A 24,299-nucleotide genomic window follows, 5' to 3' on the forward strand; every position below is an offset into this window, starting at 1 on the left:
TATAGTTACTAAATTAAGTCTTATATAAGAGTTTAAACCCTAAGCATTTATTAGTCCCTTAGGATATTGAGAAAACCGAGATTTTTCCAGTTTTTATGGACTTAATCTAACTAAAGAGCCCTTAAACGACTTGCTCATCCTTTAATGCCCAAACCAGAGCGATTACCCAGCCAATGAGAGACCAGCCAAGGAATAGGTTTAAGGCAAATATTGCCCCCGTATTAGCCCTTTTTCTGTTGAAAGCAATGGCAAAAGGAAGGAAATAAAAGAGGGAGAGAACGGTGATGAGGATGGTGAATAAAAGGCGCATTTGGGTCTAAAAGGGCAGATTAGATAGCTGGAGTTCTCATATTAACGATTTTCAATTTCCCGCCAGAGTTATTCGTGTCGTTATAATTACTTTTTCCAACAGAGCTTAAGCGATGACCAAATACGTTTTTGTCACTGGTGGTGTGGTTTCTTCTTTAGGGAAAGGAATCGCAGCTGCCTCGCTTGCCGCGATTCTCGAATCCCGCGGCCTGAAAGTCACCCTCCTAAAATTAGACCCCTATATCAACGTCGATCCGGGCACTATGAGCCCGCTTCAGCATGGGGAAGTTTTTGTTACTGAAGATGGCGCTGAAACTGACTTAGATTTAGGTCACTATGAGCGCTTTGTTTCCGCGAAAATGCGTAAGAGTAATAACTTCACTACTGGACAGATTTATGAATCTGTTATCAGTAAGGAACGTCGCGGAGAGTATCTTGGAAAGACTGTTCAAGTTATTCCACATATTACAAATGAAATTCAAGCTTTTGTTGAGCGAGGCGCTAAGGCCAGTCATGACGGTCAGGCCGATGTCGCCATTTGCGAAATTGGTGGAACCGTTGGTGACATCGAGTCGCTACCATTTTTAGAGGCAGCTAGACAAATGAGTCTACGTCTTCCCCCTCATAGCTGCGCCTTTGTCCATCTGACTCTCGTCCCTTTTATTAGTAGCGCAGGTGAGCTTAAAACTAAGCCAACTCAGCATTCAGTTCAGAAATTGCGTGAGATCGGCATCATGCCGACTGTTTTGTTATGCAGAGCAGATCGTCCCATTCCAGAAGATGAGCGCGCAAAAATTTCGCTCTTTTCTAATGTCAGGGAAGAAGCTGTTATTTCAGTTTGGGATGTGGATACGATTTACAAAATTCCAGAAATGCTTCATGCACAAGGCATGGACGACCTGATTTGTCGTGAGCTGCAAATAAATGCTGAGCCTGCAGATTTGTCTGTATGGGCAAACCTGGTTTACGAAATGGCCAATCCTCAGCATGAAGTTACTATCGGGATGGTGGGTAAGTATGTTGAGCTTACTGAATCCTACAAGTCTCTGATTGAAGCATTGCGCCATGCTGGAATACATACTCGCACTAAAGTCAATATCAACTACATTGACTCAGAAGTGATTGAAAAAGACGGTGTAGATTGCCTAACAAATCTTGATGCAATTCTTGTGCCTGGCGGCTTCGGGAAACGGGGAACAGAAGGGAAAATTTCTGCTATCCGCTATGCTCGCGAAAATAACGTCCCATACCTTGGCATTTGTCTTGGAATGCAACTGGCAATTATTGAGTTTGCAAGGCACGTTGCCAACATTGCGCAAGCAAATAGTACCGAGTTTGATCCTGAAACCAACAATCCAGTGGTCGCGCTCATTACAGAGTGGCTTGATAGAGAAGGGCGTGTTGAGAAGCGAACTAATGATTCTGATCTCGGGGGCACTATGCGCCTAGGATCGCAACGTTGTCCTGTGAAACAGGGAACATTGGCACATCGAATTTATGGCGATGAAGTGAACGAGCGTCATCGCCATCGTTACGAAGTAAACAATACATACGTTCCCAGGCTAGAGCAATCGGGATTAATTATTTCTGCTAGAACGCCGAATGAGTCATTGCCTGAAATGATGGAGTTGCCTGACTCCATGCATCCTTGGTTCTTTGGGGTGCAGTTCCACCCTGAATTTACCTCTACGCCACGCGATGGTCACCCCTTATTCTCCGCCTTCATCAGTGCGGCCCTTGAGCATCAAACTCTTGCATTAAAGCAAGTTGCGTAAAGAGAATATATGAGTACATTTAAGCTCTGTGGGTTTGATGTTGGTTTGCATCATCGCTTCTTTCTCATTGCTGGTACCTGTGTCATTGAGTCTGAGCAGTCGGCTATTGATGTTGCTGGCCAATTAAAGGAAGTTACTTCCTCACTAAACATTCCGTTTATCTACAAATCCTCTTTTGACAAAGCCAACCGCTCTTCGGGCACTTCTTTTAGAGGTCTTGGAATGGATAGGGGGCTTGAAATCTTGGCTAAAGTCAAAAAGCAAATAGGCGTTCCTATTTTGACGGACGTGCATGATATTAGCGAGATTAAGTCTGTCTCTGAGGTGGTTGACGTGATGCAAACTCCGGCTTTTCTTTGTCGCCAAACAGACTTTATTCGTGCTTGTGCGCAAAGCGGAAAACCAGTGAACTTCAAAAAAGGGCAATTTCTTTCCCCACAAGAAATGCTTAATGTTATTGAAAAGGCACGGGTTGCTGCAGCTGAGAAAAATCTGCCGGACCAGTTTATGGTCTGCGAGCGCGGCGCCTCATTTGGTTATAACAATCTCGTATCGGATATGAGAAGTCTAGCCATTTTGCGGGAATCTCAAGCACCTGTGGTATTTGATGCTACTCATTCAGTCCAGTTGCCAGGTGGTCAAGGCAATTCAAGTGGTGGTCAGCGCGAGTTTGTCCCTGTGTTGGCTAGAGCTGCAGTAGCTGTTGGTGTGAGTGGCTTGTTTATGGAAACTCACCCAGATCCTGCAAAGGCACTCTCCGATGGTCCCAATGCGGTGCCGTTAAACCGAATGAAAGAATTGCTTGAGTCACTTGTTGCGATCGATTCGGTTGTTAAGAAAAGTGGTTCATTTCTAGAAGATAGTTTTAAGTAATTTATTAAATAGAGTAGGTTTAATTAACCCAATTTCAAATTGTTTTAAGGAGAAGGTGCATGAGCGCCATTGTTGACATCATCGGTAGAGAAGTTTTAGATTCACGCGGCAACCCAACTGTAGAGTGCGACGTATTGCTTGAATCGGGCGTAATGGGTCGCGCTGCAGTTCCATCAGGTGCCTCTACAGGCTCTCGTGAGGCGATCGAATTGCGAGATGGTGATAAGGCTCGATATCTGGGTAAGGGTGTTCTCAAGGCAGTTCAAAATATCAATATTGAAATTGCTGAATCCATCCTAGGCTTAGATGCGAGTGAGCAGGCCTTCTTGGACCATACCTTGATTGAGTTAGATGGTACTCATAACAAGGCTCGTCTTGGTGCTAACGCTACATTAGCAGTGTCAATGGCTGTCGCTAGAGCGGCTGCTGAGGAAGCTGGATTACCTCTTTATCGTTATTTTGGCGGCTCAGGTGGCATGCAGTTACCCGTTCCTATGATGAACATCGTAAATGGTGGTGCACATGCCAATAACAGCCTAGATATTCAAGAATTTATGGTGATGCCAGTTGGTGCGCAAAGTTTCCGGGAAGCCTTGCGTTGTGGCGCAGAGATTTTTCATGAACTCAAAAAGATCATTGGCTCTCAAGGTATGCCAACTACCGTTGGTGATGAGGGTGGTTTTGCTCCTAACTTCAAGAGCAATCAAGAGTGTTTGCAAACGATTATGAAGGCCATTGAAGGTGCTGGATATCAAGCTGGTGAGGATGTCTTATTGGCTTTAGACTGCGCTGCTAGTGAGTTTTATAAAGATGGTAAATACCATTTATCTGGAGAGGGTCTGCAACTCAGCTCTGGTGAATTCGCAGATTATTTGGGTCAATTGGCTGATCAATTTCCAATTGTGTCAATCGAAGATGGCATGCATGAAAGCGATTGGGATGGCTGGGCCGATATCACGAGAAAATTAGGTAAAAAAATTCAACTAGTAGGCGATGATCTTTTTGTTACCAATACTCGCATTCTTAAAGAAGGTATTGATAAGGGGATTGCAAACTCGATCTTGATTAAGATTAATCAGATTGGAACCCTGACAGAAACTTTCGCCGCAATTGAAATGGCTAAGCGTGCTAATTACACGGCTGTCATTTCACATCGCTCTGGTGAAACTGAGGACAGTACTATTGCTGATATTGCTGTTGGCACTAATGCTGGTCAAATCAAAACGGGTTCCTTATCTCGCTCAGATCGTATTGCTAAATACAATCAGTTATTGAGAATCGAAGAAGATTTAGGCGATGTAGCCACTTATCCTGGCAAATCTGTTTTTTATAATCTGCATCGTTAAGATTATTTCCTTTAGATAATGCGGATAGTCATTTACTCTATGCTGGTATTGCTCATTGCAATCCAGTACCCGCTTTGGCTGGGGAAGGGTGGATGGATTAAAGTTTATGAAATGGAAAAACAGGTAGAGCTACAAGAGGCAAAAAATAGTCTCTTGGCTCTACGCAATGCAAAATTATCAGGTGACGTAAAAGATTTGAAGGATGGCACGCGAGCCATTGAAGAGCGCGCTCGTGTTGAGCATGGTCTCATAAAAGAAGGTGAGTTCTTTGTTCAAATCCTCCCAGCTGATAAATCCTCTGCCAGCACCAAAGAAGAAGGTGCTAAATAAATTATTCTGGTGTTTAATGGCCGCCCGACGGGGGTCGTGTTGCATCACTGAGTAAATCTGTTTTAAATACCTGCTCACAATCCACGGCATCAAAGCGATAGGGCTTTGCGCAAAAATCGCAGAAAGTCTCCACAATGCCCTGTTCGTCAATAATGCTCTGCACTTCATCCTGACCAAGCATTCTGAGAACATCGGCAACCTTAGCGCGTGAGCAACGGCAGGCGAAACTGATTGGACGGGGTGGAAAGCTTCGTACCCCGTTTTCCACAGACTCCTCCAGAAATAAGCGACGTAATATTGTTGCGGGTGGCAGGGTAAGTAATTCTTCGCTGGTAATAGTTTCACCTAAGGTTTGAATGCGAGACCATCCCTCGGCTGCCACCTGTGGATCTAAGTGAGCATGGCCACCCGAGTCTGGAAGTCGCTGTAATAGCAAGCCACCCACATGAGTTTCATTCGAACTTAGCCAAATGCGCGTTTCCAGCTGTTCAGAGTTCTGCATATAGAGGGCAATGGCTTCAGCTGCGCTTGTAACGGGCTTAATCACCGTGCCTTGATGATCTTGTAGGGCAACGATACCCTGGTAGGGCGGTTGACCTGGTTCGCGATCAGCGGGGTCTAAGGTGATCACTAGTCTTCCAGTGTTATTGGCATCCAACAGCTCACCTAAGCTAGCATCTGGAGAGATTTTAGAGGGGTCTACGGATAGCTTTACTGTGGCACGCATCGATAAGTCGGACTTGCATTCCACAACTAGTAGCTGAATTGGACCCTTACTTTGAGCTTGAATAATGAGAGTCCCATTAAATTTCAGGCTTGCCGTCAGGAGGGTTGCAGCACCCACAAAATCCCCCAAGATTTTGCGTATGGCTGGAGGGTCATTACGACGCTCTAACACTGCCTGCCAGGCAGTCCCAATGGATACAATTTCCCCGCGAACAGGGGCCCCATCACACATAAACACTAACAATTCATTCATAAGGCAAAGTATCCATGTTTTTTAATTTTGCCGTCAATAAGTCTGACCTGAGATAATGTAATTTATGCATATTCGTACACGTTTCGCCCCTAGTCCCACGGGCTTTATTCATCTGGGCAACCTTCGCAGCGCTCTCTATCCCTGGGCATTTGCTCGCCACAATAAAGGCGACTTTATTTTGAGGATTGAAGATACTGATCTTGAGCGTTCTACTCAGGAGGCTGTGGACGTCATTATTGAGGGAATGTCTTGGTTAGGCCTGGATTTGGATGAGGGTCCAATTTACCAAATGCAACGTATTGATCGATATCGCGAAGTTGTTAAGCACATGCTAGATGCTGGACTTGCATACCCTTGTTACATGAGTGAAGAGGAATTGAATAAGCTTCGCGACGAACAAATGACCAATAAAGAGAAGCCGCGCTATAACGGTCTATGGAGGCCTGAACCTGGTAAGGCGCTTCCACCCATTCCCGAGGGCATTCTTCCGGTAATCCGCTTTAAGAATCCCATTGGAGGCAGTGTTATTTGGAATGATGCTGTTAAAGGGACGATTGAAATCAGCAATGATGAGTTGGATGATTTGGTGATCGCTCGTCCTGATGGCACGCCAACCTATAACTTCTGCGTTGTCGTTGATGACTTGGATATGAATATTACCCATGTAATACGTGGAGATGATCATGTCAACAACACCCCTAGGCAGATCAATATTATGAAGGCTTTGGGCGGGGCACCTCCTGTCTATGCACATTTACCAACAGTCTTAAATGATAGTGGTGAAAAAATGAGTAAGCGCAATGGCGCTATGAGCGTGCGCGATTATCAGAAAGCAGGATACTTGCCTGAGGCTATTCTGAATTACCTTGCGCGTCTTGGTTGGTCTCATGGTGATGCGGAGGTATTTACTAAAGAGCAGTTTGTTGATTGGTTTGATCTGGAAAGTTTAGGTCGCTCTCCCGCTCAACATAATCCAGAAAAATTGCTCTGGTTAAATCACCAATACATTCAACAAGCAGATCCAGAGAAATTAGCGCTTGCAGTTAAGCCCTTTGCACATGCATTAGGAATTGACACAGAAAGTGGACCTCATTTTGTGCAGGTAGTTGGGTTGCTGAAGGATCGTGCGAATACTTTGATTGAAATAGCAGAGGGGGCTAAATTATTTTATTTGCCGCCGCCTAACCCAAGCGCAGAACAGTTGGCTGAAAATATTCCTCAGGCGATTATTCCAGTCCTCAAGGATTTTATTCGTGTCCTTGACTCCTCGGAGCAAAGTAAAGAAGCATACGGTGCTGCATTTAAGCAGATTTTGGCTCAGCACCAAATTAAAATGCCAGCCTTGGCGATGCCCGTTCGATACGCCTTATTTGCTACAACCCAGACTCCAGCGATCGATTCTGTATTGGTGGTTTTGGGCAAGGATGAAGCAATTAAAAGGCTCTCCAAGGTGGTCTAGTAGTCAATTTGCGCACTCGCACAAAAATAGGCTAAAATCTTGGATTGTTTTGAGTGTCTTGTAGTTTTATTGCGAGATTTCGGGGGTATAGCTCAGCTGGGAGAGCGCTTGCATGGCATGCAAGAGGTCAGCGGTTCGATCCCGCTTATCTCCACCAAGCATTTAAAATAGAGACGTATTTGTAGTAGTCCAGGTCCCCATCGTCTAGAGGCCTAGGACATCACCCTTTCACGGTGAGTACGGGGGTTCGAATCCCCCTGGGGACGCCAGTTTTTTTTGGTTAGTTTTAAATGTAGTGCTCGTTGTAATTTGGAGCGGTAGTTCAGTTGGTTAGAATATCGGCCTGTCACGCCGAGGGTCGCGGGTTCGAGTCCCGTCCGCTCCGCCAGAATAAGTGACGAAAAGCCCGAGAAATCGGGCTTTTTTATTTATTTGTCTTATGTGGTGTATTTAATAGCTCAAACTTTATGCCTTCAAATAAGAAAAATACTCCTGCTGGTCAAAGACCTAGCTATGCTGAAACTACTTTAATAGAAGATGTGCTTGAGGCTAATCGAAATGTTGGTGAACATATCGATTCTTTAACAAGAAGATCAACTCTTATTCAGGAGCGATTGGCAATGTTGCATCCAGAAGTCACCATTAGGGTGATCAGAAGAATTCTTACAAAAGATTTAGAAAATCTTGGGTAAGGTTTTTCTCTCTATACTCGACCCATTCATTTGTCAGGAAATTCAATATGTCTTTTAAATTCAAACTTGCCACGCTTGCCCCAGTTGCTATTTCAATGACTGCTTACATGCCCTTATCCTATGCGCAGCAATCTTCTGACTCAGATGTGCCTAATTCGGGTACTTATGTTGGCATTGGTGTCGGAACTAACTCAACACAATTCAACGGTCAAACACTCTCAGGTACAGGGCTCACCACAGATACTGTTGCCGGCAGATCAGCAAGTGGAATTGGCAGCGGTGAGACTGGGGTCGTTTTTGGTCCCACAAAGTCAATCTCACCATCTGTGCAGATAGGATATTTTAAAAAATTTGAGGACTCAAATTATTTGTGGGGTACAAAATTATCATACAGCTATATTGGCGGCTCCCCGGCGACTACGTACAATGTTCAGCTACCTCAATACGGAACTTTTCCCAATGGCAAGCCGTTGACTGGTGGCAATGCGGTGACAAGTTCATATCAAAAATCCATTACCAATCAAATATCATTCATTCCATACTTTGGTAAGGCTCTAGAAAAGGGGATGATTTATTTTGGTGTAGGACCGACATATTCCCAAGTAAGGTCAACCACTAATGGATTGGTTGGATATGCACAGATTGATGGTCGCACTGTAGATGTCAGTGGTGCGCCACAATCTTTTATTTCTTCGCAATGGGTTTACGGAGGTGCCGCAATGATTGGCGGCTCATATTTCATAGATAAAAACTGGTTCTTGGATCTAAACTATACCTATGCAATGACTCAGAATAAGACTTCTAATCGTGTCTCTCCATTTTCCAATCCTCCCACCACTGGTTTTTTGATTGGCAGCTCCACTGGCACTGCAATGGTTCAGACAATAGGCCTTACTCTTAACAAGCTTTTTTAGAATTAGGTAGATACATATTATTAGGTTGCTCGAATGCCTTCTATTCAAAATTTATAGAAGGTAGGCTCTGTGACGAACTGTTGAGCCCCCGCTAAAATAGGAGTATGAACATTCAGCTGCTTAATCAGGTCGTCCTTTTAGCCATCCCAATTTTCCTTATTTTGATGTTAGGTGAATTTATTTATGGACTTTTGATTAAAAAAAATACATATCGCCTAAACGACACCATCAGCAGTCTTAGTCAAGGTCTTCTGAGTCAAGCTATTTTGATGTGCCTTATTTTTTTTCAAATCGGGGCCTATGAATTGGTATATCAATATATCGGGTTTACATCTTTTGGTCTATTTTGGGAAGCTTGGTATGGTTGGATTTGTGCATTTTTAGTTTATGATTTTTTAGACTATTGGCTGCATAGACTAAGTCATCAATCAGCTTTACTTTGGGGCTCCCATGTTATTCATCATCAAAGTCAATTATTTAATTTTTCTACGGCATTAAGACAAGAGAGTTTTTTTCCCATCATTGCCTGCATATTTTTCGCAGTAATGGCGCTTGTCGGAATACCGCCATATGAATTTGTACTAGTTGGCTTCATTGTATTAATCTATCAATTCTGGATTCACACCGAACATATCGGTAAATTGGGATGGATTGATAGTTTTTTTTCAACCCCATCCAATCATCGCGTTCATCACTCCATTAATCATGAATACATAGATAAGAATTTTGGTGCCGTTTTAATTATTTGGGACCGTATTTTTGGAACTTATCAGAAAGAGGAGGGTAAGTGTATTTACGGCACTCAAACCCCATTAAATTCATGGAATCCAATCTGGGCCCTTAGCTCTATATTTGCTGGTTTATACACCAAGATATGCAAATCCTCTGGACCAGTTAATATATTCTCGATCCTTTTGAAGAGTCCTGCTTGGGATCCAGAGGCAAAAAAAGAGGTGCATTTGCCAAACATTAAACCGTCTCATGAAGTCTATAACCCTCCTTTAAGCGGATATCAAAAATATGCCGCACTAGGCATTTTTTCTTTAACCGTGATGTTTTCTATCAATTTTTATATTGATGGGAATCGGTTTAATTATCCTGAGAAAATTTTAGACGTAACAATTATTTGTATTGGCTTATATTACGTTGGATATTTTATGGAATCAAAAAAGTGAATAGCTTATGCTACCCATTCAAAAGCATTTTTATTCAAATCTATAAGCCAGGGCCATAAAAAGATTATCTTGGAAGGATCGGCTCATCACGGGACTATTACTAATCCCACTTCCCATCCACTTGCGCTTTCCATAAACATTGATATACCAGCTATCAATAATCGGAATTTCTAATAAGAAGCCTGCCATTAAATTGGTTGTAGCAGGGGCCGTGTAACTTTGATAGCCGATAGTATTGGCTTGTTGGCCTGTTACGCCATAGTAATAGTTTGCGTATTGACTTGATTGTTTTTCAATACCAAACTGCGGATAAAGGGTAATATTTTTGATTGTTTCAATTTTTCCAAAATAGGAAAATTCATACAATGCGCCCTTAGATTGACTAAAGTCATGATAGGCATTGATAAGAAATGCACCAATTGGGGTTTCCTGAAAAGTGCCAATGCCAATGGGAAGTGGATAGCGCTTCACAATAGTATTTGTTGTATAGGATGACTTCACAACATAATTATCAAGAATTGCCTTTCCAGTAATCTCAAGATAGCCATAACCAATTTTGGCCGTCTTGATGCCAAACATATCAATACGCACAAAAGCACGTTCATAATTTGCAAAGGCATAAGGCGCAACAAATGTTTGCGTACCGTAAGTGCCTAGATGCAAATTAGAGGTATAGGTTGCCAAGCCAATATCACCAACTATATGATCGGGTAAATCGTCGTCGATAGTTTGATCTTGCGCTAAGCAGCGCAAGGAATACAAGAAAAGAAGAAGAAAAAGGGAGCTACGCATTGGTTAATGAGGTTTATCTCAATTAATATCGCGACCAGATAACATCTGTTTTACTTTGCGCTCTGAATCAAGATCAAACCCACACTCTACTTTACGTGATGAGTTCTCATAAGTCCCAAAAAGAATATCCCATATCGGAATACCGTAATTATTAGTGTGGCGATTATGCTCATGATGGATGCGATGCATTTCGGGTCTCACAATAATATAGCCTAGCCAACGGGGTGTTGGTGTATTGGTATGCTCCCAAAATTCAAAGATGCCAACCCAAAGAGATGCCCAAGCTGAGGATTCTATATTCAAGCCTAAGAGGGAATAAGAAACAATGTTAATAATGAAGGCATTTGCCAAAAAATCACTTGGGTGCGCGTATATTGCTGTTAAGGCTTCTATGCGATGCGTACTATGGTGTATCTGATGAAAAATTCTCCACATGAGATTATTATGATGACGTAAACGGTGCCACCAATAAACAAAAAAGCTGATGCAAACATAAGCAATCAGGCCGTTCAGCCAATCAGGAGTATTGAGAAAAAAGCGAGATAAACTGGGGAAAAGGGCGATGCGCCCTAAATGCGGAACCAAATAAATACCAATTACTGTTGTTAGGAATACACCAAGGCCGCCAAAGATAAAAAGTCTAAGAAGCCATGATTTGTCTGAGCCATATGGATGCAAAGGCCGAATTTTTTCTATCCCAATAAAAATACCCACCACAGCAATGCTGATAAAAATAGAAATCTCAGAAATTAACACCAGCTAATTTCCTTAATTAAGTATTGAGATCGCGTTGCGTCTTTTCTAATCTTAGAAAGCGCTGCAATTCAGGAGAAATGATTTTATTTTTAATTTTTATAACGGCTAAGTTGTCATGCATTTCTTTAAAAAAATCAGCTGTCTCATAAGCAACCGTTTCACGTTCATTATCAACCGTGATCATGTGATAGCTATTACCAAGATAAATTGTTCTTTTTATTTCCGAACTTACTGAATTTGTTAGAAGCTCAACATTATTCGGGTGAGCAATTTCATCATCTATTGCGTGAATTGCTAGCAAGGGGGCATTTACATTAGACAGGTTCTTTTTAACGTAAAAGCATAATTTATCCGCTTGAAAGATGTGATTTAGCGTCATATATGAACCGCCTACTTCAGAAATATCGAAGTTCAACATAGCCTTCTTTATATGTGCTCGAATTTGGATATTTTTGATTCCAAATGGGTCACGTTCTTTATATTTAAAACGCTCACCTAAGCCGAGCCAAATGCCAAGCCTGGTAAATATGCGATACCACGGGCTAGCCCAGCCGTTGTAATTTAATGTAGTGGAAAGACATACGATTGCATTAATACCATCAAGCGTTGATGCAACGCCTAGCGCTAAAGTTGCACCAAGTGAGATGCCACCTACGGATATTGGGGCAGACTCTGTATTTTGTAATTGATGGACAAAAGCGCAGGCCTCAGAAAGCCACTCTTTCCAATTGCCAGCTTGATCACCAAAACCATAACCCTTCAAGGCGGGTGTTTCGACTCGAAATCCATTCTTTCGCAAAATGTCCCCCAAATAGTTCAACTCGATTGGGGAGGAGGAAAGCCCATGAAATAGTACAATAATGGGTGAGCAAGGTTGGGGACTATTCATGTAGGCATTTTAGGCCTTATGAAGGTAAAATCAAAATGATCATAAATAACGCAAAAAAATGGTGCCAATTCCCCATCTGGGTTATTTCCATATGCCTAGCCCTTGAGTTTATATTTCTAACAGTCTTACTGCATTTGACTGGCATGAATTTTTATTCTGAAAATCCGTATAAATTTTACTATTTGGCGGGCATATTTGCGGCGTATTTCTTTGGTTTTTGGCCAGCTCTAGTGTTTATTATTTTGGGTACTGGATACGCTAATTATTGGTTTGTCCCTCCCTTTGGTGAATTTATCTTTAATTATCATGACCTTCAAGTATGGATATTAAATTTTTTACTAGGTATTGCTTGCATCGGTTTAATCGAATATTTGCAGCGTGAGCGATATAAAACAAAGTTGCTTTTATTGGTTGCGGAATCGCGTTATTTAATTTTATTGCACCGCGATAATGACCTCATGAATGCCTTAAAAAAAGATAAATAATGTCAGACACTATTAATGCCCTTCTTCATCAAGTGGCTGAGCGATTCGATAGAAATATCAATGAAATCGGACCTGAAACAACTCTAGAATCTCTAGGGGTTGATTCTCTTGGAAAAATCGAATTATTATTTGACTTGGAAGATTATTTTGAAGTTCGGCTTCCAAATGAAGATTTCAAAGTCACCACAATACAAGATGTGGCTAATTTGATCGATTCAGTAAAGTAAAATGAGTCGAGACTCAGATTCAGGTAGGGTAGTTATTACTGGATTGGGCGCAGCATCTTGTCTTGGAATAGGCTCTCATATCCAATTCCAAAATGCCTCTCTTTGCAATTCTGGAATTACTGGGTTTTCTAATTCTTTATCCATTCAAGTCGATCTAAGCTGTGCGGGGCTAGTTCCATCTAATATAGTAGATCATTTCGATTCCTCTACGCTTGGCATGTACGATCGAGTAGCCCATTTATCTTGGGTAGCCTCAAAAGAGGCTCTTGAACACTCGGGCTTAAAGGATTTACGATCAGAAGAGCTAGAACGTAGTGCGGTATTCTGGGGAACGGGTTTTGGTGGGGCCAATACCGTTGAAAATGCTTACGATAATATTTATATCAATGGCGAGGATCGAGTTCGGCCATTTACAGTGATTGGCGTAATGTCAAATGGTGCCGCAGCACTCATTTCTTTAAATACCGCTTTTAAGGGCCCCTCAATTACTTATTCTACTGCTTGCGCCTCTTCTGCTCATGCAATTGGAGAGGCATATAGAAGTATTAAGCATGGGTATTGTGATCGCGCAATTGCAGGCGGAGCAGAGAGTCTCTTAACCGCCGCTTCTATTAAAGCTTGGGAGGCTTTAAAAACGCTTGCTATGCCAGACCCTGAAAATATTGCTAAATCATGTAAGCCATTTTCAAAAAATCGCACTGGTTTTGTTTTGGGCGAAGGCGCTGCAGCAATTGTTCTTGAGTCTCTATCTAGCGCAAAAAAGCGAGGCGCAATCATTCTCGCTGAAATTATTGGATATGGGGCCACGTCTGATTCCTTGCACATCACAAAACCTGATCCCTTGGGGCAATCGAAAGCAATGCAATTAGCCATAAATGATGCAGGCTTAAATGCCGACCAGGTTGTTTATATCAATGCCCATGGAACTGCCACTCAAGTTGGGGATATTGCTGAAACCATTTCTATTAAGAACACCTTTGGGCTAGATGCGGCAAAAAAACTAGCCATAAGCTCAACTAAGGCAATCCATGGGCATACTCTTGGTGCTGCTGGAGCATTAGAGTTGTTAATTACCGTGCAGGCAATGCAAAATAACATTGCACCCGGCACAGCATTTTTAGAATTTAATGATCCTCAATGCGATTTAAATTATTTGCCATTACGTTCAATTGAATTGTCCATTCCTTATGCAATGAGTAATTCATTTGCCTTTGGCGGATCGAATGTTTCCTTGATATTGGCCAGGGATGTGAGTTAACTCTTAACTTTCTTTGTCAGCGGCGCTGTAATGCTATGAAACCAAAGAACGCCCAAAGTAATGCCTGTAACCAATACCTCCGAATCACTCACTAAACCGTGAAAATTATCCGCCGCATAGGAATTTGAATTTAAATTTATCACTATTTCCAGTAGGATAAGAGTAGCCGTAAAAATTAATCTCACATTTTTTAGAGGATTAATTAAAGGGATGGCTAGTTTATTAGAATTGATTAATAGATAGAATGCAGAAACAAAGTTGAGACCCCAAAAAAAATAGATGAAAAAGGTTAATGAGAAGGGCGCAGAGATGTAGTAAAGAGCTGAAATACAAATCTGCAATATAAGTAAATATTTTGTCACTGGATTAGTCGATTTTAATTTGAGTTGTAACTCAGGGTTTTGGTAAGTGCTAATTTTAAAACTATCAGTAAGTGTAGATTCTTTCCTCCAACTATTCAATGTACAAGGTGTCGAGGTCTAATATCGTCAGGTAAGAAAGCAAATCAGTCGGTATACTCAAACTACAGTAACAAAGGATATTTGGAGATCAATTTTCCTATCGGTAAGCATATAGACTCTTTAACAAGACGCCCCACATTAATTCAGGAGCACCTTATGGCGTTCCATCATGAAGCAACCACTAGGATGATTAAGGAATGGAGACAAAGGATCTAAATAAATCTGATTCGATACTTATCTTGAATAGATTGAGCCAAAAAAAAGCCCATATTTATGAGCTCTATTGAATACAAAAATCATGTAATTGAGGATTACTTCTTCTTGGGAGTAGTTATGGATGCAGCCATCGCATCAAAGTAAACTACTTTTACCTGCTCTCCAATATTTACATCAGCTAATAAGGCTGGGTTTTTAACTGTTACTGTAGTGATGTTGCCACTAGGACCTTTTACAGAAACCAATTTCTTATCACGGTCAACGCCAACGATATCAGCAATAATCGTAGTTGTATTTGCAATCACTTCTGAAGGCTTTTCATTGGCCTTGGAGTTGGTGACGGCATTGGTTTCAACCTTGCTGCGAATGCCGGTGCTCTTAGTTTTAATTAACTCAATAGCCACAGCCGTTTCATAGCTGACATTGACTCGATCGCCTTTTTTGATTTGAGCAAAGTAAGTAATTTCAGGGCCAGCAACAAACTTTGATTCACCTTCTTTATTCTTGAATGTAATAGTGCGTGTTTTAGCATCAACCTTGAGGACTTCACCCTCATATAGCTGGTAGCGGTTATCAGTAACAGCAGCATCGATTACAACGGGTTTAGCGGTAGTAGTGTCAGTAGGCTTTGTTTGCGCCATGAGTGATGGGGAAGCAAGTGTGGCCGCAAGAATAATGGCGATAGGGGTAAGTTTCATGTTTATTATTTTCCTTGTAATTAAAAGCTCATATGCTAAATATTAGCTTACTTTCATTTGTATCAAGATTTAATTGGTATTTATCTGCCGATAGTTCATGAATCGCTATTTTTGTTAAGATTGAATGAATAAATGCTGGATTCAAAAAGGAATGAAATGCCACGGTTTGCAGCCAACCTAACCATGCTTTTTAACGAAGTTCCGTTTATGGAGCGATTTGGGCAAGCCGCCATGTCTGGCTTTAAAGGTGTAGAGTTTCTTTTCCCTTACGCTTATTCTGCTGCGGATATTAAGTATGAATTGAAGCGCAATGATCTCAATTTGGTGTTGCATAACTTGCCGCCGGGAGATTGGGATGCTGGTGAGCGAGGGATTGCCTGCTTGCCGGATAGGGTAGATGAATTCCGTTCCGGCGTGCAAAAAGCCATTGATTACGCAATAGCACTGGAAGTTCCTCAGTTGAACTGTTTGGCTGGCAAGGCGGCAGCTGATATAGATCCTAAAGTGCTACACAATGCCTTGATATCTAACCTTAAGTACGCAACGTCTGAATTTCATAAGGTCGGCTTAAGGCTTTTAATCGAGCCCATTAATACTTTTGATATTCCAGATTTCTTTTTATCCAAAACCCAACAAACCATTGAGATTCTGCAAGAGGTAGGTGCAGATAACCTGTTTATTCAATATGACATCTATCACGCGCAGCGGATGGAGGGTGAGCTTTCCAAAACAATCGAAAATAACTTAGCTAAGATTGCTCATTTTCAGATAGCCGACAATCCTGGAAGAAACGAGCCTGGTACGGGCGAAATAAACTATGACTATCTTTTTAAGTTGCTAGATCGCCTTGGATACATGGGTTGGATTGGTTGTGAATATAAACCACTAACTAATACTCAGAATGGCTTGAACTGGATATCTACATATCAATAGAATAGTTTGAATATTAAGGTCAGAATAGTTATGGCATCATCCCTGGTTGTATATCTACATGGATTTAGATCCTCTCCAAGATCGAGTAAGGCGGTAATGACCGGCAACGCCATTAGGGGCCTTTCAAGCCAAAACAATCCTATGGAATGGTATTGCCCTCAATTGTTAGCATCGCCTAAAGAAAGCATGGATTTAGTTACCCGTCATATAAAGCATTCTCGAGCAGATCAAATCATTGTCATTGGTTCTTCGCTAGGAGGTTTTTATGCCAACTATTTGGCGGAGCAATATGCATGCAAGGCTGTTGTTCTTAATCCGGCCGTCCGTGCCGCCCGCGAACTGGCACCGCATGTAGGCATGCTCAGTGCGTATGATAGTGATGAGCCTTTTGATTTTCGACCTGAATATATTGATGAGCTAAAGGCTCTACAAATTGAAAATATTTCAAAGCCCGAAAGGTATTTTTTGCTTGCTGCAAAAGGGGATGAATTGCTTGATTGGAAGGAGATGGCAACCTTTTATGCAGGTGCTCAGCAGCTAATCTTGGAAGGGAGCGACCATGGAATTGCTGATTATTCCGAACATCTACCAATCGTTCTCAAATTTATATTGGGATAGCCGATTGATTACATGGGGCATCTTCTGTAAGATGATCTAAACAGTCGGCGCCTTATAAGGCAGATTGAGAAAGGAGTGCTTGTGCTGAGTATCTTAAGATTAGACGCTGGTGGGATTCCTCAGGGCTGGGTCAATGCAGAAGAGGCTACTAAACATTATGCGGACAGTAGCGTACTTTGGACACTTGGTGAGCCCATCTTTAAGATGCGTGGGGGCATCTCTAGATTAAGCGGGCTGCAGTCCGTTATTGATCTACATTCCATCATTGCTATTAAAGGAGCATCAAAGATTAACCTTTTTGATGTTGTGCCGGCGATTACAAAACATAAGCTTTTTAAACGCGATCGTGGGCTTTGTGCTTACTGTGGTGACTCTATTCACGAGAGCAATGCTGAGGCTGAGCATATTATCCCGAGCAGTCGTGGCGGAAAATATTCGTGGATGAACTTAGTCATCTCCTGTAGATCCTGCAATCAGCGAAAAGGCAATCGCACTCCTGAAATGGCCGGAATGGGTTTGCTTTATGCCCCATATCAACCCAGCCTATATGAGGACATGATTCTCAAAGGTAGAAATATTTTGGCTGATCAAATGGATTTTTTAGCTGCAAACTTGCCCAAAAATAGCCGATTACTTGAGGTCTCCCTCTGCGATTAAGCGCTCAGTTGGGCATTTGCATTACCCTATGAAATCCTTGCAAATCATTATTGCGGCTCTGATCCTGTCCATCTTAGGTCACTTAATATTATTTGTTGGAATACCGTTCCTATCATTTTCCTCTGCACCTGAAATTCCTGAAGATCTTATTATTAAGACAGAATTAAAAGTTGAGTCGCCCAAGAAAATACAAACGGCTAGAGCACCCAAAAAGAAGCCGCCCCTATCGACCGAAAACCGCGCATCAATTGAAGATCCTAATTCTTCAAACTCCGCAGGGGAGCAGGGCGGTGCTAGTAATGAAAAGGGGGCCGCTTTTAGACTGCCCCAATCGGGTATTATTTATTACGACTCCTATGTTGATGGTCAGAAATATCAAACTGGTGAAATCGACTGGATTGTAGAAGGCAATAACTATCGCTTATATATCAACATACCATACGCATTTGTTGGCCCTTTTGTTTTTGAGTCTCGAGGCACCATAGATGCTTACGGAATCGCGCCATCAATCTATTGGTCACAACGCGGGTCTAGAGCGCCGCGTTACTCACGTTTTGACCGAGATGAAAAGGGAGGAGGGCAGATGTACTTTTCTGAGAAGCCTGAATTTACTCCAGCCATTATGCCTGGAACTCAAGATCGATTCAGCCTTATGTTCCAAATCGCATCGCTCTTAAACGGAGATGGCAAGATCGACGAAGCAGGAAGCATAAGGTCTATTCCTGTAGTGGATTACAACACGTTAGAGATGTGGCAATTCAAGAGCTATGGTGAGGCAGTGACTGAGGACGTGCCCAGCCTAGGAATGACGGCTATTAGACACTATGCACTTATCCAACGAGAAAGTGATCCCTATAAACGACAGGTTGATATCTGGTTGGCAAAGGATCTTGAATGGTTGCCAGGGCGAATTAGATCTCAGGAATCCAATGGAAGGGTGCTTGAGTTAGTTTTTAAGCAGAAAAACTCCATCAACTAACTTTTGATTGGCTAGTAGCGCTCAAGCGACTCTTATCAATTAATGAGCCGAGCATATTAAAAAGAGCGGCTGCAGACATGGATGCAGCAAAGATTCCTGTAAAGGCAATAATGATTGGAAGGATTCGCCAATTTTTTTCTAGCTGGAATGAGCCAAAGCCAACAGTGACGTACATTTCACCTGCAAAGTAAAGTGCATCTGGATTGCTGACAAAAATCTTTAAAGGGATGAGGGCGTATGTCCACATAATAATGTCACTGAAGTGCCCAAGAATGACCAGCATGATAGCCAAAAAATAGGCGATGACTGCTGCAAGTCGAAATACATGAAAAAAATTCATTTTCATGTGTCGCTTGCTACTGAGCCAGTTAACCAGTCTATGAAAACAGATAACCACGAGCATGATATACAAACCATGCAAGGCCAACATAGCACTCGCAAATGCAATGATCCAATAGAGTTGAGCATGCCCAACATCATTGCTTACCTGATTGATAAGTTGGCCTAAGGAAGGCAGATAAGTGAAGATTTCCATATTATTTTCTTTGAGGCGGAGCGAATGTTGAAACTAACAATCCATATAAAGCGGACCCCGATATTGCCACTGCAAATAAGCCTGAAAAAGAGATCAGTATTGGCAACATATTCCACTGTGGGCCAAGCTTATATGCTGGGTCGTTATGGTCTAGGTTTGTATACATTTCCCCAGCAAAACAAAAGGTTTTCACAACACTTGGAAATACATTCACGCTAACCATGGCGTAAGTCCAAATAAAAATATCTATTAAATGACTCAGCAGGATCAGTAATACGACGGTGAAATAAACCAGTATGTCGACTTGTTTGTAACGAAGATTTCCATACCTGCTGTCAAATGCATGAAAACACCCCATGATGAGCAATATCAATATCCCATGGTTCAACACAACCAATACGGCAATAAAACTCATTAGCCTAATTGCGGTGCCGGTTAAATCGCCCATAATTTCATGAAGGATGTACATCACATTAGGCAGGGAATTGATGTATTCGAACATAAGGTGTCTAGGATTTATGTGTAGAAGTTAAGCCATATTTCTTATTTGACATAATAATGATTATGCGCAATTAGTGTTTATGGTAATTAGTTAGGAACAGGCTTAAGAGCGCTTGTATAGTCCTGCTTATAAAGCTTTTGCCAGCGTGAACGCAAACCATCGCTTATGGCCGGCTTGTTATAAATATCGGCAATATCAATGGCTGAAATACCTTCAGCATTAAGCAGTTTTAAATCAGCACCTTTATCCAAAAGGAGTTTGACTAGTAATTCATTTCCAGATTGAACAGCCATCATCAATGGCGTTGTTCCACCTAAGCTAAGTGAATTAACATTGGCGCCGTTGAGAATCAGGAAGCTGGCTATATCTAAGTGCCCTTTTGCAGAGGCGTAATGTAAAGGTGTCCAGCCTATGTGATCAATTTGAGCCTTATTCTTCACTATTAACGCTTTAACTATCGGCATTTCACCATTAATAGAGGCCATCATTAAAGGTGTTTCTCCCTGCTTATTAGACAGATCAACATCCATTCCCTTGCTGGACAAAAGTAGTTCAATTACTTGGTAAGAATGGTCTTTAATCGCCAAAACAAGCATTGGATTGCCATTTTCATCTACGATATTCGGAGAAATTCCCTGTTTAATCAGTGCTTTAACTGTACTTACATCATCAAATTTCGCGGCTTTAACAAAGTCATTTCGTTGTGTTTCAGTTTGCGAAAGCGCAACTTTAGAGCTAAGCAGTCCAGATAACAGGATTATTGAGAAAATTATGATATTTCTCATGAAGAAATAGCTCTATCTATTTGAAAACACTTAAAAAAATTATTAGAAGTAGAGCTTGCAAGTTCTTCAATTGGGACACCCTTAAGCTGGGCTATAAATTCCCCCACTTTGGCTACCCAGGCAGGTTCATTAATCTTGCCGCGATAAGGAATAGGCGCCAAATATGGAGAATCGGTCTCTATGAGCATTCTGTCTAATGGCACCTGTTTACAGGTCTCTTGAAGGTCTTTGGCGCTCTTAAAGGTCACTATTCCAGAGAAGGATATGAAAAAGCCCATATCCATGGCTGCCTTGGCAACCTCATAGCTTTCAGTAAAACAATGCATTACGCCGCCAATCTGATCGGCACCCTCTTCCTTGAGTATTTTGATGGTGTCTGCAGAAGCAGATCGGGTATGAATAATGAGGGGTTTTCGGGTAGACACTGCCGCCCGAATATGAGTCCTGAATCGATTTCTTTGCCAATCTAGGGACTCGTAGCTTCGATCTCCCATTCGGTAATAGTCAAGCCCCGTTTCCCCGATAGCAATGATTTTGGGGTGCTTTAAGGCCGTTTCTACCAAAAACTCAAGGCTGGGTTCGGGGGTGTCCTCATAATCTGGGTGAACACCAACGGATGCGTATAAATGAGGGTGTTCTTGAGCGAGCTTCAGGACATTGGGGAAATCAGGCAGATCAACCGAAACACATAAAGCGTGCTCCACCTTTGCGGTTTTCATGTTCGCCAAGACTTCCGGTAGGCGAGTTTGAAATTCAGGGAAATCGAGATGGCAATGTGAGTCTATGAACATGACTCGATTTTAATCTGCCTTAACCCTCAAAAACTTGTTGGTATTGAGATAAGAGCGCTTCAAGCTGAATCCTGGTTGCTAACGGATGATTCTCATGGCGACGAGATTGAGTAACGGAGCGCCAGAATTGCAATAACTTACCGATATTCGCCTTTTGTGCAAGCGACAAGATGGTAGTTTGGTGTTTTGGATAATATCTTGGCGCCCCCCCTTGGGCCACACTTTGAAGATCGGACACCCATCGTTGCATTGTGGCGAGCAAAATCCCAAATTGTGCTTTATGCGTTTTCTCAGCAGTCTCAAGCCAATTAATAAGAGCTCCCTGAGACATGGATTGAAGAAGAATGCGAGAGGCCTGAAGGGCGATCGTCAGCTCGTCTTTTTCGTCTTTATTATGTCGCGCTAATAAAGAATTTAAAACTGAATATGGTGCGCCGCCCTGTTCGTCGAAAATGGTTTCAATATCCCCTGAATTAAATTCCATCTTCGGTAGCGCTGCAATTGTGGAGTGTAGCCACGATAAACCAATGGCTCTATCTGGCCTGGGCGCACTTATGAGGCGACAGCGTGAGCGAATGGTTGGTAACACCCGATCTAGTCGGTCTGACAACAATATAAAGATGGTATTGGCTGGCGGCTCTTCCAAGGACTTCAAAAGAGTGTTGGCAGAATCAGAGCGCAACATTTCCAATGGATATATCAAAATGACTCGATTGCCGCCGCGGTGTGATCCAATTGAAAGGCTTTCAATTGCTTGTCGAGTCTCCTCAATAGAAATATTTTTCTTTTCTTTTTTTTCCTGAGCCTCTCCATCGGAGTCATCGCGAGCTGTCTTTCCCTTTTTAGGTGCTTCATCACTCTCGTAATCGGCGTGAGGCAATAACTTGCGATGTGTTTCGGGTACAAGAGCAATGAAATCTGGGTGATTGGCTGTATCAAACCAATGACATGCTTCGCAATGGTTGCATGGTTTGCTGGCAATGGAATCAGAACCCTCGCATAAAAGTGCTTTTGCTAACTGAACGCTAAATTCAAATTTACCTATCCCAGGTTGTCCATGGATTAAAACAGCATTAGGAAAATTCAGAAGATCAAACCCATCCCACATGGGCTGAAGCCAGGGTGCAATTTGACTTTGCTGATCGCCAGATTTAGATGTTTCTAGCATTACAGATTTATCTTGAGCTCTTTAAGGTCATTCCAGATCGCTTCTTGAGACTCTGTGGCGTCAACTATGTGAAAGCGTACAGAATCTTCCTTCGCTCTGCGTAAATACTCTTGACGAACCTTTTCAAAAAAATTGAGATCCATCTTTTCAAATTTATCTGGTGCACGCACTTTTGATCTCCTGGACTCAGCTACGGAGCCCGGCAAGTCAAATAAAATAGTCAGGTCAGGTTGAAGAATTTCACCATTAGGTTGGCCCTGAACCCAGCGCTCTAGAGTATTTAATTTATCTAAGCTCAACCCCCTACCGCCACCTTGATAAGCAAAGCTGGCATCGGTAAATCTATCTGAAACAACAATGTTCCCAGCTTGAAGAGCTGGAGAAATCACTTGAGCAAGATGTTCGCGCCGTGCAGCGAACATTAATAGAGCTTCAGTTTCAATGTCCATTGGGGCATCGAGTAATAAATTTCGCAACTGCTCTCCAAGTGTCGTGCCGCCTGGCTCGCGTGTGACGACTACTTTGCGATCGGGGTAAGAGTCTTCTAATAACTTGGAAAATGCTTCGATGTGCGTACTTTTGCCAGCACCGTCAATACCTTCGAAGCTGACAAAATATCCTGGATGCATTGAGCTCATATGAATACTTTATTTATTCAGATCAGTTTTAGGGCTGACCTTGCGTTGAAATCGATTCACAGCATGTTCATGATCGCTGAGGTTGCTAGAGAAATGGCTTGAACCATCACCCCGAGCCACAAAAAACAGTGCCTCACTTTGAGCAGGTTTGATGGCCGCCAAAATTGATTCTTGGCTTGGCATGGCTATCGGGGTTGGGGGCAATCCTTTATGCATATAGGTATTGTAAGGACTGTCTCGGCGAAGATCTGCTTTGCGCAAATTACCATCAAAATGTGGGCCAATTCCATAGATTATGGTTGGGTCAGTTTGCAATGGCATGCCTTTACTCAGCCGGTTTAAAAATACGGCAGAGACCTGCCCACGGTCGCTGGCCCTCCCCGTTTCTTTTTCTATGATTGAAGACAGAATCAGCATTTCATAGGGAGATTTGAGGGGTGATTTTGCTTCCCGTTGATCCCATACTTGAGAGAGCTGCTTTTGCATTGCCTGGGATGCTCTTCTGTAGATATTGATATCTGGTTCCTCAGGATCAAAAATATAGGTATCTGGTAGAAAAATACCTTCAAGACCTGGGTAATTTAGGTTCAAGCTTTGCAATAATTCTTTAGACCCAAGTCCTTTGGTTTGATGAATTAGTGCTGGATGCTTATCAATGGCGTCGCGCAATTGCCAAATCGTCATGCCTGGAATGATGGCAATGCTTTCCCTAACCCTATCACCACGGGCTATTTGTAAAAGCATCTTTCCCGCGCTAGCTCCTGTTGGAAGTAAATAAGTGCCTGGTTTCAATTTTGAGCCCAAAAAAAGAGCTCTTGCACTTATTTGGGTAAACAAGGAAAACGAGCCTATTCCCTGCTCTTGTAACTGTGAGGCAACACTAGCTAGGCTAGATTGCGGTTTAATTTTGACCTTATAGGCAGGAGCCTCAGTAATATTGGGCTCTCGTGGCACTACCGGCAATAAAAATATCAATCCATAAGTAAGGCTCAAAATGGCTATAAGCCATAAGAGATAGCTCTTCATTCTTGGGGATTTTGATTTTTTGCGAACGAATAG

The 24,299-nt window shown here is 42.3% G+C and carries 28 protein-coding genes and 3 tRNA genes; 18 read left to right on the plus strand and 13 right to left on the minus strand.

Annotated elements, in window-relative coordinates:
• Positions 1-121: 121 nt before the first annotated feature.
• Positions 122-310, minus strand: a complete 189-nt coding sequence (locus ICN47_RS10260) for a superinfection immunity protein (RefSeq protein WP_216219841.1) — start codon at positions 308-310, stop codon at positions 122-124.
• A 112-nt stretch (positions 311-422) separates the two neighbouring features.
• Between ICN47_RS10260 and ICN47_RS10265 the strand changes: the two genes are divergently transcribed.
• From ICN47_RS10265 to ftsB, 4 genes are read left to right on the plus strand one after another with little or no spacing between them, the layout of a single operon-like run.
• Positions 423-2,084, plus strand: a complete 1,662-nt coding sequence (locus tag ICN47_RS10265; protein ID WP_216219842.1) for a CTP synthase — start codon at positions 423-425, stop codon at positions 2,082-2,084.
• A gap of 9 nt (positions 2,085-2,093) precedes the next feature.
• On the plus strand, positions 2,094-2,957 hold the full coding sequence (gene kdsA, locus ICN47_RS10270; protein WP_216219843.1) for a 3-deoxy-8-phosphooctulonate synthase: 864 nt from the start codon (positions 2,094-2,096) through the stop codon (positions 2,955-2,957).
• Positions 2,958-3,016: 59 nt separating this feature from the next.
• A complete protein-coding gene (gene eno, locus ICN47_RS10275) occupies positions 3,017-4,303 on the plus strand; it encodes a phosphopyruvate hydratase (protein ID WP_216219844.1) in 1,287 nt (428 codons plus the stop codon).
• Between the two features lie 18 nt (positions 4,304-4,321).
• Positions 4,322-4,633, plus strand: coding sequence for a cell division protein FtsB (ftsB, locus tag ICN47_RS10280; RefSeq protein WP_216219845.1), 312 nt, complete (start codon positions 4,322-4,324; stop codon positions 4,631-4,633).
• 13 nt (positions 4,634-4,646) lie between these two features.
• On the opposite strand, the gene ICN47_RS10285 is transcribed toward ftsB, so the two are convergent.
• Positions 4,647-5,612, minus strand: a complete 966-nt coding sequence (locus ICN47_RS10285; RefSeq protein ID WP_216219846.1) for an Hsp33 family molecular chaperone HslO — start codon at positions 5,610-5,612, stop codon at positions 4,647-4,649.
• 64 nt (positions 5,613-5,676) lie between these two features.
• On the opposite strand from ICN47_RS10285, the gene gltX reads away from it, so the two are divergent.
• The 7 genes from gltX (at position 5,677) to ICN47_RS10320 (ending at position 9,852) form a co-directional block, all read left to right on the plus strand.
• Positions 5,677-7,071 (plus strand): glutamate--tRNA ligase, encoded by a 1,395-nt coding sequence (gene gltX / locus ICN47_RS10290; RefSeq protein WP_216219847.1) that lies wholly within the window; start codon positions 5,677-5,679, stop codon positions 7,069-7,071.
• A gap of 81 nt (positions 7,072-7,152) precedes the next feature.
• Positions 7,153-7,228, plus strand: a tRNA-Ala gene (locus ICN47_RS10295).
• Positions 7,229-7,264: 36 nt separating this feature from the next.
• Positions 7,265-7,340: transfer RNA gene (locus tag ICN47_RS10300), tRNA-Glu, on the plus strand.
• Positions 7,341-7,382: 42 nt separating this feature from the next.
• A tRNA-Asp gene (locus tag ICN47_RS10305) sits at positions 7,383-7,459 on the plus strand.
• Between the two features lie 79 nt (positions 7,460-7,538).
• Positions 7,539-7,763 (plus strand): hypothetical protein, encoded by a 225-nt coding sequence (locus ICN47_RS10310; RefSeq protein ID WP_216219848.1) that lies wholly within the window; start codon positions 7,539-7,541, stop codon positions 7,761-7,763.
• A 47-nt stretch (positions 7,764-7,810) separates the two neighbouring features.
• The gene (locus ICN47_RS10315) at positions 7,811-8,677 is read left to right on the plus strand and encodes an outer membrane protein (protein WP_216219849.1); all 867 of its coding nucleotides are present in this window, start codon (positions 7,811-7,813) and stop codon (positions 8,675-8,677) included.
• A gap of 104 nt (positions 8,678-8,781) precedes the next feature.
• A complete protein-coding gene (locus ICN47_RS10320; RefSeq protein ID WP_216219850.1) occupies positions 8,782-9,852 on the plus strand; it encodes a sterol desaturase family protein in 1,071 nt (356 codons plus the stop codon).
• Positions 9,853-9,882: 30 nt separating this feature from the next.
• Here the strand turns inward: ICN47_RS10320 and ICN47_RS10325 are convergent, their stop codons facing one another.
• From ICN47_RS10325 to ICN47_RS10335, 3 genes are read right to left on the minus strand one after another with little or no spacing between them, the layout of a single operon-like run.
• Entirely contained in the window at positions 9,883-10,644 is a 762-nt protein-coding gene (locus ICN47_RS10325; RefSeq protein WP_216219851.1) for a MipA/OmpV family protein, read from the minus strand.
• 18 nt (positions 10,645-10,662) lie between these two features.
• Positions 10,663-11,400, minus strand: coding sequence for a sterol desaturase family protein (locus ICN47_RS10330; RefSeq protein ID WP_216219852.1), 738 nt, complete (start codon positions 11,398-11,400; stop codon positions 10,663-10,665).
• A gap of 16 nt (positions 11,401-11,416) precedes the next feature.
• Positions 11,417-12,289 (minus strand): carboxylesterase, encoded by an 873-nt coding sequence (locus tag ICN47_RS10335; RefSeq protein WP_216219853.1) that lies wholly within the window; start codon positions 12,287-12,289, stop codon positions 11,417-11,419.
• A 35-nt stretch (positions 12,290-12,324) separates the two neighbouring features.
• Between ICN47_RS10335 and ICN47_RS10340 the strand changes: the two genes are divergently transcribed.
• The 3 genes from ICN47_RS10340 to ICN47_RS10350 are packed head-to-tail and all read left to right on the plus strand — an operon-like array spanning position 12,325 to position 14,259.
• Positions 12,325-12,774 (plus strand): DUF4118 domain-containing protein, encoded by a 450-nt coding sequence (locus ICN47_RS10340; RefSeq protein ID WP_216219854.1) that lies wholly within the window; start codon positions 12,325-12,327, stop codon positions 12,772-12,774.
• The gene (locus ICN47_RS10345) at positions 12,774-13,001 is read left to right on the plus strand and encodes an acyl carrier protein (protein ID WP_216219855.1); all 228 of its coding nucleotides are present in this window, start codon (positions 12,774-12,776) and stop codon (positions 12,999-13,001) included. Before ICN47_RS10340 ends, ICN47_RS10345 begins: the two co-directional genes overlap by 1 nt.
• A 1-nt stretch (position 13,002) precedes the next feature.
• Complete coding sequence (locus ICN47_RS10350; protein ID WP_216219856.1) at positions 13,003-14,259, plus strand: beta-ketoacyl synthase; 1,257 nt, start codon at positions 13,003-13,005, stop codon at positions 14,257-14,259.
• 772 nt (positions 14,260-15,031) lie between these two features.
• Here the strand turns inward: ICN47_RS10350 and ICN47_RS10355 are convergent.
• On the minus strand, positions 15,032-15,634 hold the full coding sequence (locus ICN47_RS10355; RefSeq protein WP_216862656.1) for a hypothetical protein: 603 nt from the start codon (positions 15,632-15,634) through the stop codon (positions 15,032-15,034).
• A gap of 156 nt (positions 15,635-15,790) precedes the next feature.
• On the opposite strand from ICN47_RS10355, the gene hyi reads away from it, so the two are divergent.
• From hyi to ICN47_RS10375, 4 genes are all read left to right on the plus strand, one after another.
• The gene (gene hyi, locus ICN47_RS10360) at positions 15,791-16,567 is read left to right on the plus strand and encodes a hydroxypyruvate isomerase (RefSeq protein ID WP_216219857.1); all 777 of its coding nucleotides are present in this window, start codon (positions 15,791-15,793) and stop codon (positions 16,565-16,567) included.
• A 30-nt stretch (positions 16,568-16,597) separates the two neighbouring features.
• Positions 16,598-17,185, plus strand: coding sequence for a YqiA/YcfP family alpha/beta fold hydrolase (locus tag ICN47_RS10365; protein ID WP_216219858.1), 588 nt, complete (start codon positions 16,598-16,600; stop codon positions 17,183-17,185).
• 81 nt (positions 17,186-17,266) lie between these two features.
• A complete protein-coding gene (locus ICN47_RS10370) occupies positions 17,267-17,842 on the plus strand; it encodes an HNH endonuclease (RefSeq protein ID WP_370626316.1) in 576 nt (191 codons plus the stop codon).
• 28 nt (positions 17,843-17,870) lie between these two features.
• Positions 17,871-18,821, plus strand: a complete 951-nt coding sequence (locus tag ICN47_RS10375) for a DUF3108 domain-containing protein (protein ID WP_216219859.1) — start codon at positions 17,871-17,873, stop codon at positions 18,819-18,821.
• On the opposite strand, the gene ICN47_RS10380 is transcribed toward ICN47_RS10375, so the two are convergent.
• The 7 genes from ICN47_RS10380 to mltG form a co-directional block, all read right to left on the minus strand.
• Entirely contained in the window at positions 18,814-19,356 is a 543-nt protein-coding gene (locus ICN47_RS10380; protein ID WP_216219860.1) for an ion channel, read from the minus strand. The genes ICN47_RS10375 and ICN47_RS10380 overlap by 8 nt on opposite strands.
• Position 19,357: 1 nt before the next feature.
• Positions 19,358-19,858, minus strand: coding sequence for a hypothetical protein (locus ICN47_RS10385; RefSeq protein WP_216219861.1), 501 nt, complete (start codon positions 19,856-19,858; stop codon positions 19,358-19,360).
• An 86-nt stretch (positions 19,859-19,944) separates the two neighbouring features.
• A complete protein-coding gene (locus ICN47_RS10390) occupies positions 19,945-20,643 on the minus strand; it encodes an ankyrin repeat domain-containing protein (protein ID WP_216219862.1) in 699 nt (232 codons plus the stop codon).
• Entirely contained in the window at positions 20,640-21,434 is a 795-nt protein-coding gene (locus ICN47_RS10395) for a TatD family hydrolase (RefSeq protein ID WP_216219863.1), read from the minus strand. Before ICN47_RS10395 ends, ICN47_RS10390 begins: the two co-directional genes overlap by 4 nt.
• A gap of 19 nt (positions 21,435-21,453) precedes the next feature.
• Positions 21,454-22,602, minus strand: a complete 1,149-nt coding sequence (locus ICN47_RS10400; protein ID WP_216219864.1) for a DNA polymerase III subunit delta' — start codon at positions 22,600-22,602, stop codon at positions 21,454-21,456.
• A complete protein-coding gene (gene tmk / locus ICN47_RS10405; RefSeq protein WP_216219898.1) occupies positions 22,602-23,231 on the minus strand; it encodes a dTMP kinase in 630 nt (209 codons plus the stop codon). The genes ICN47_RS10400 and tmk overlap by 1 nt, the downstream gene beginning before the upstream one ends.
• Before the next feature lie 18 nt (positions 23,232-23,249).
• Positions 23,250-24,266: an endolytic transglycosylase MltG gene (gene mltG / locus ICN47_RS10410; RefSeq protein WP_255538999.1), complete on the minus strand. Its 1,017-nt coding sequence runs from the start codon at positions 24,264-24,266 to the stop codon at positions 23,250-23,252.
• Positions 24,267-24,299: the final 33 nt, after the last annotated feature.

Source organism: Polynucleobacter sp. AP-Latsch-80-C2, assembly GCF_018882185.1.
GTDB lineage: Bacteria > Pseudomonadota > Gammaproteobacteria > Burkholderiales > Burkholderiaceae > Polynucleobacter.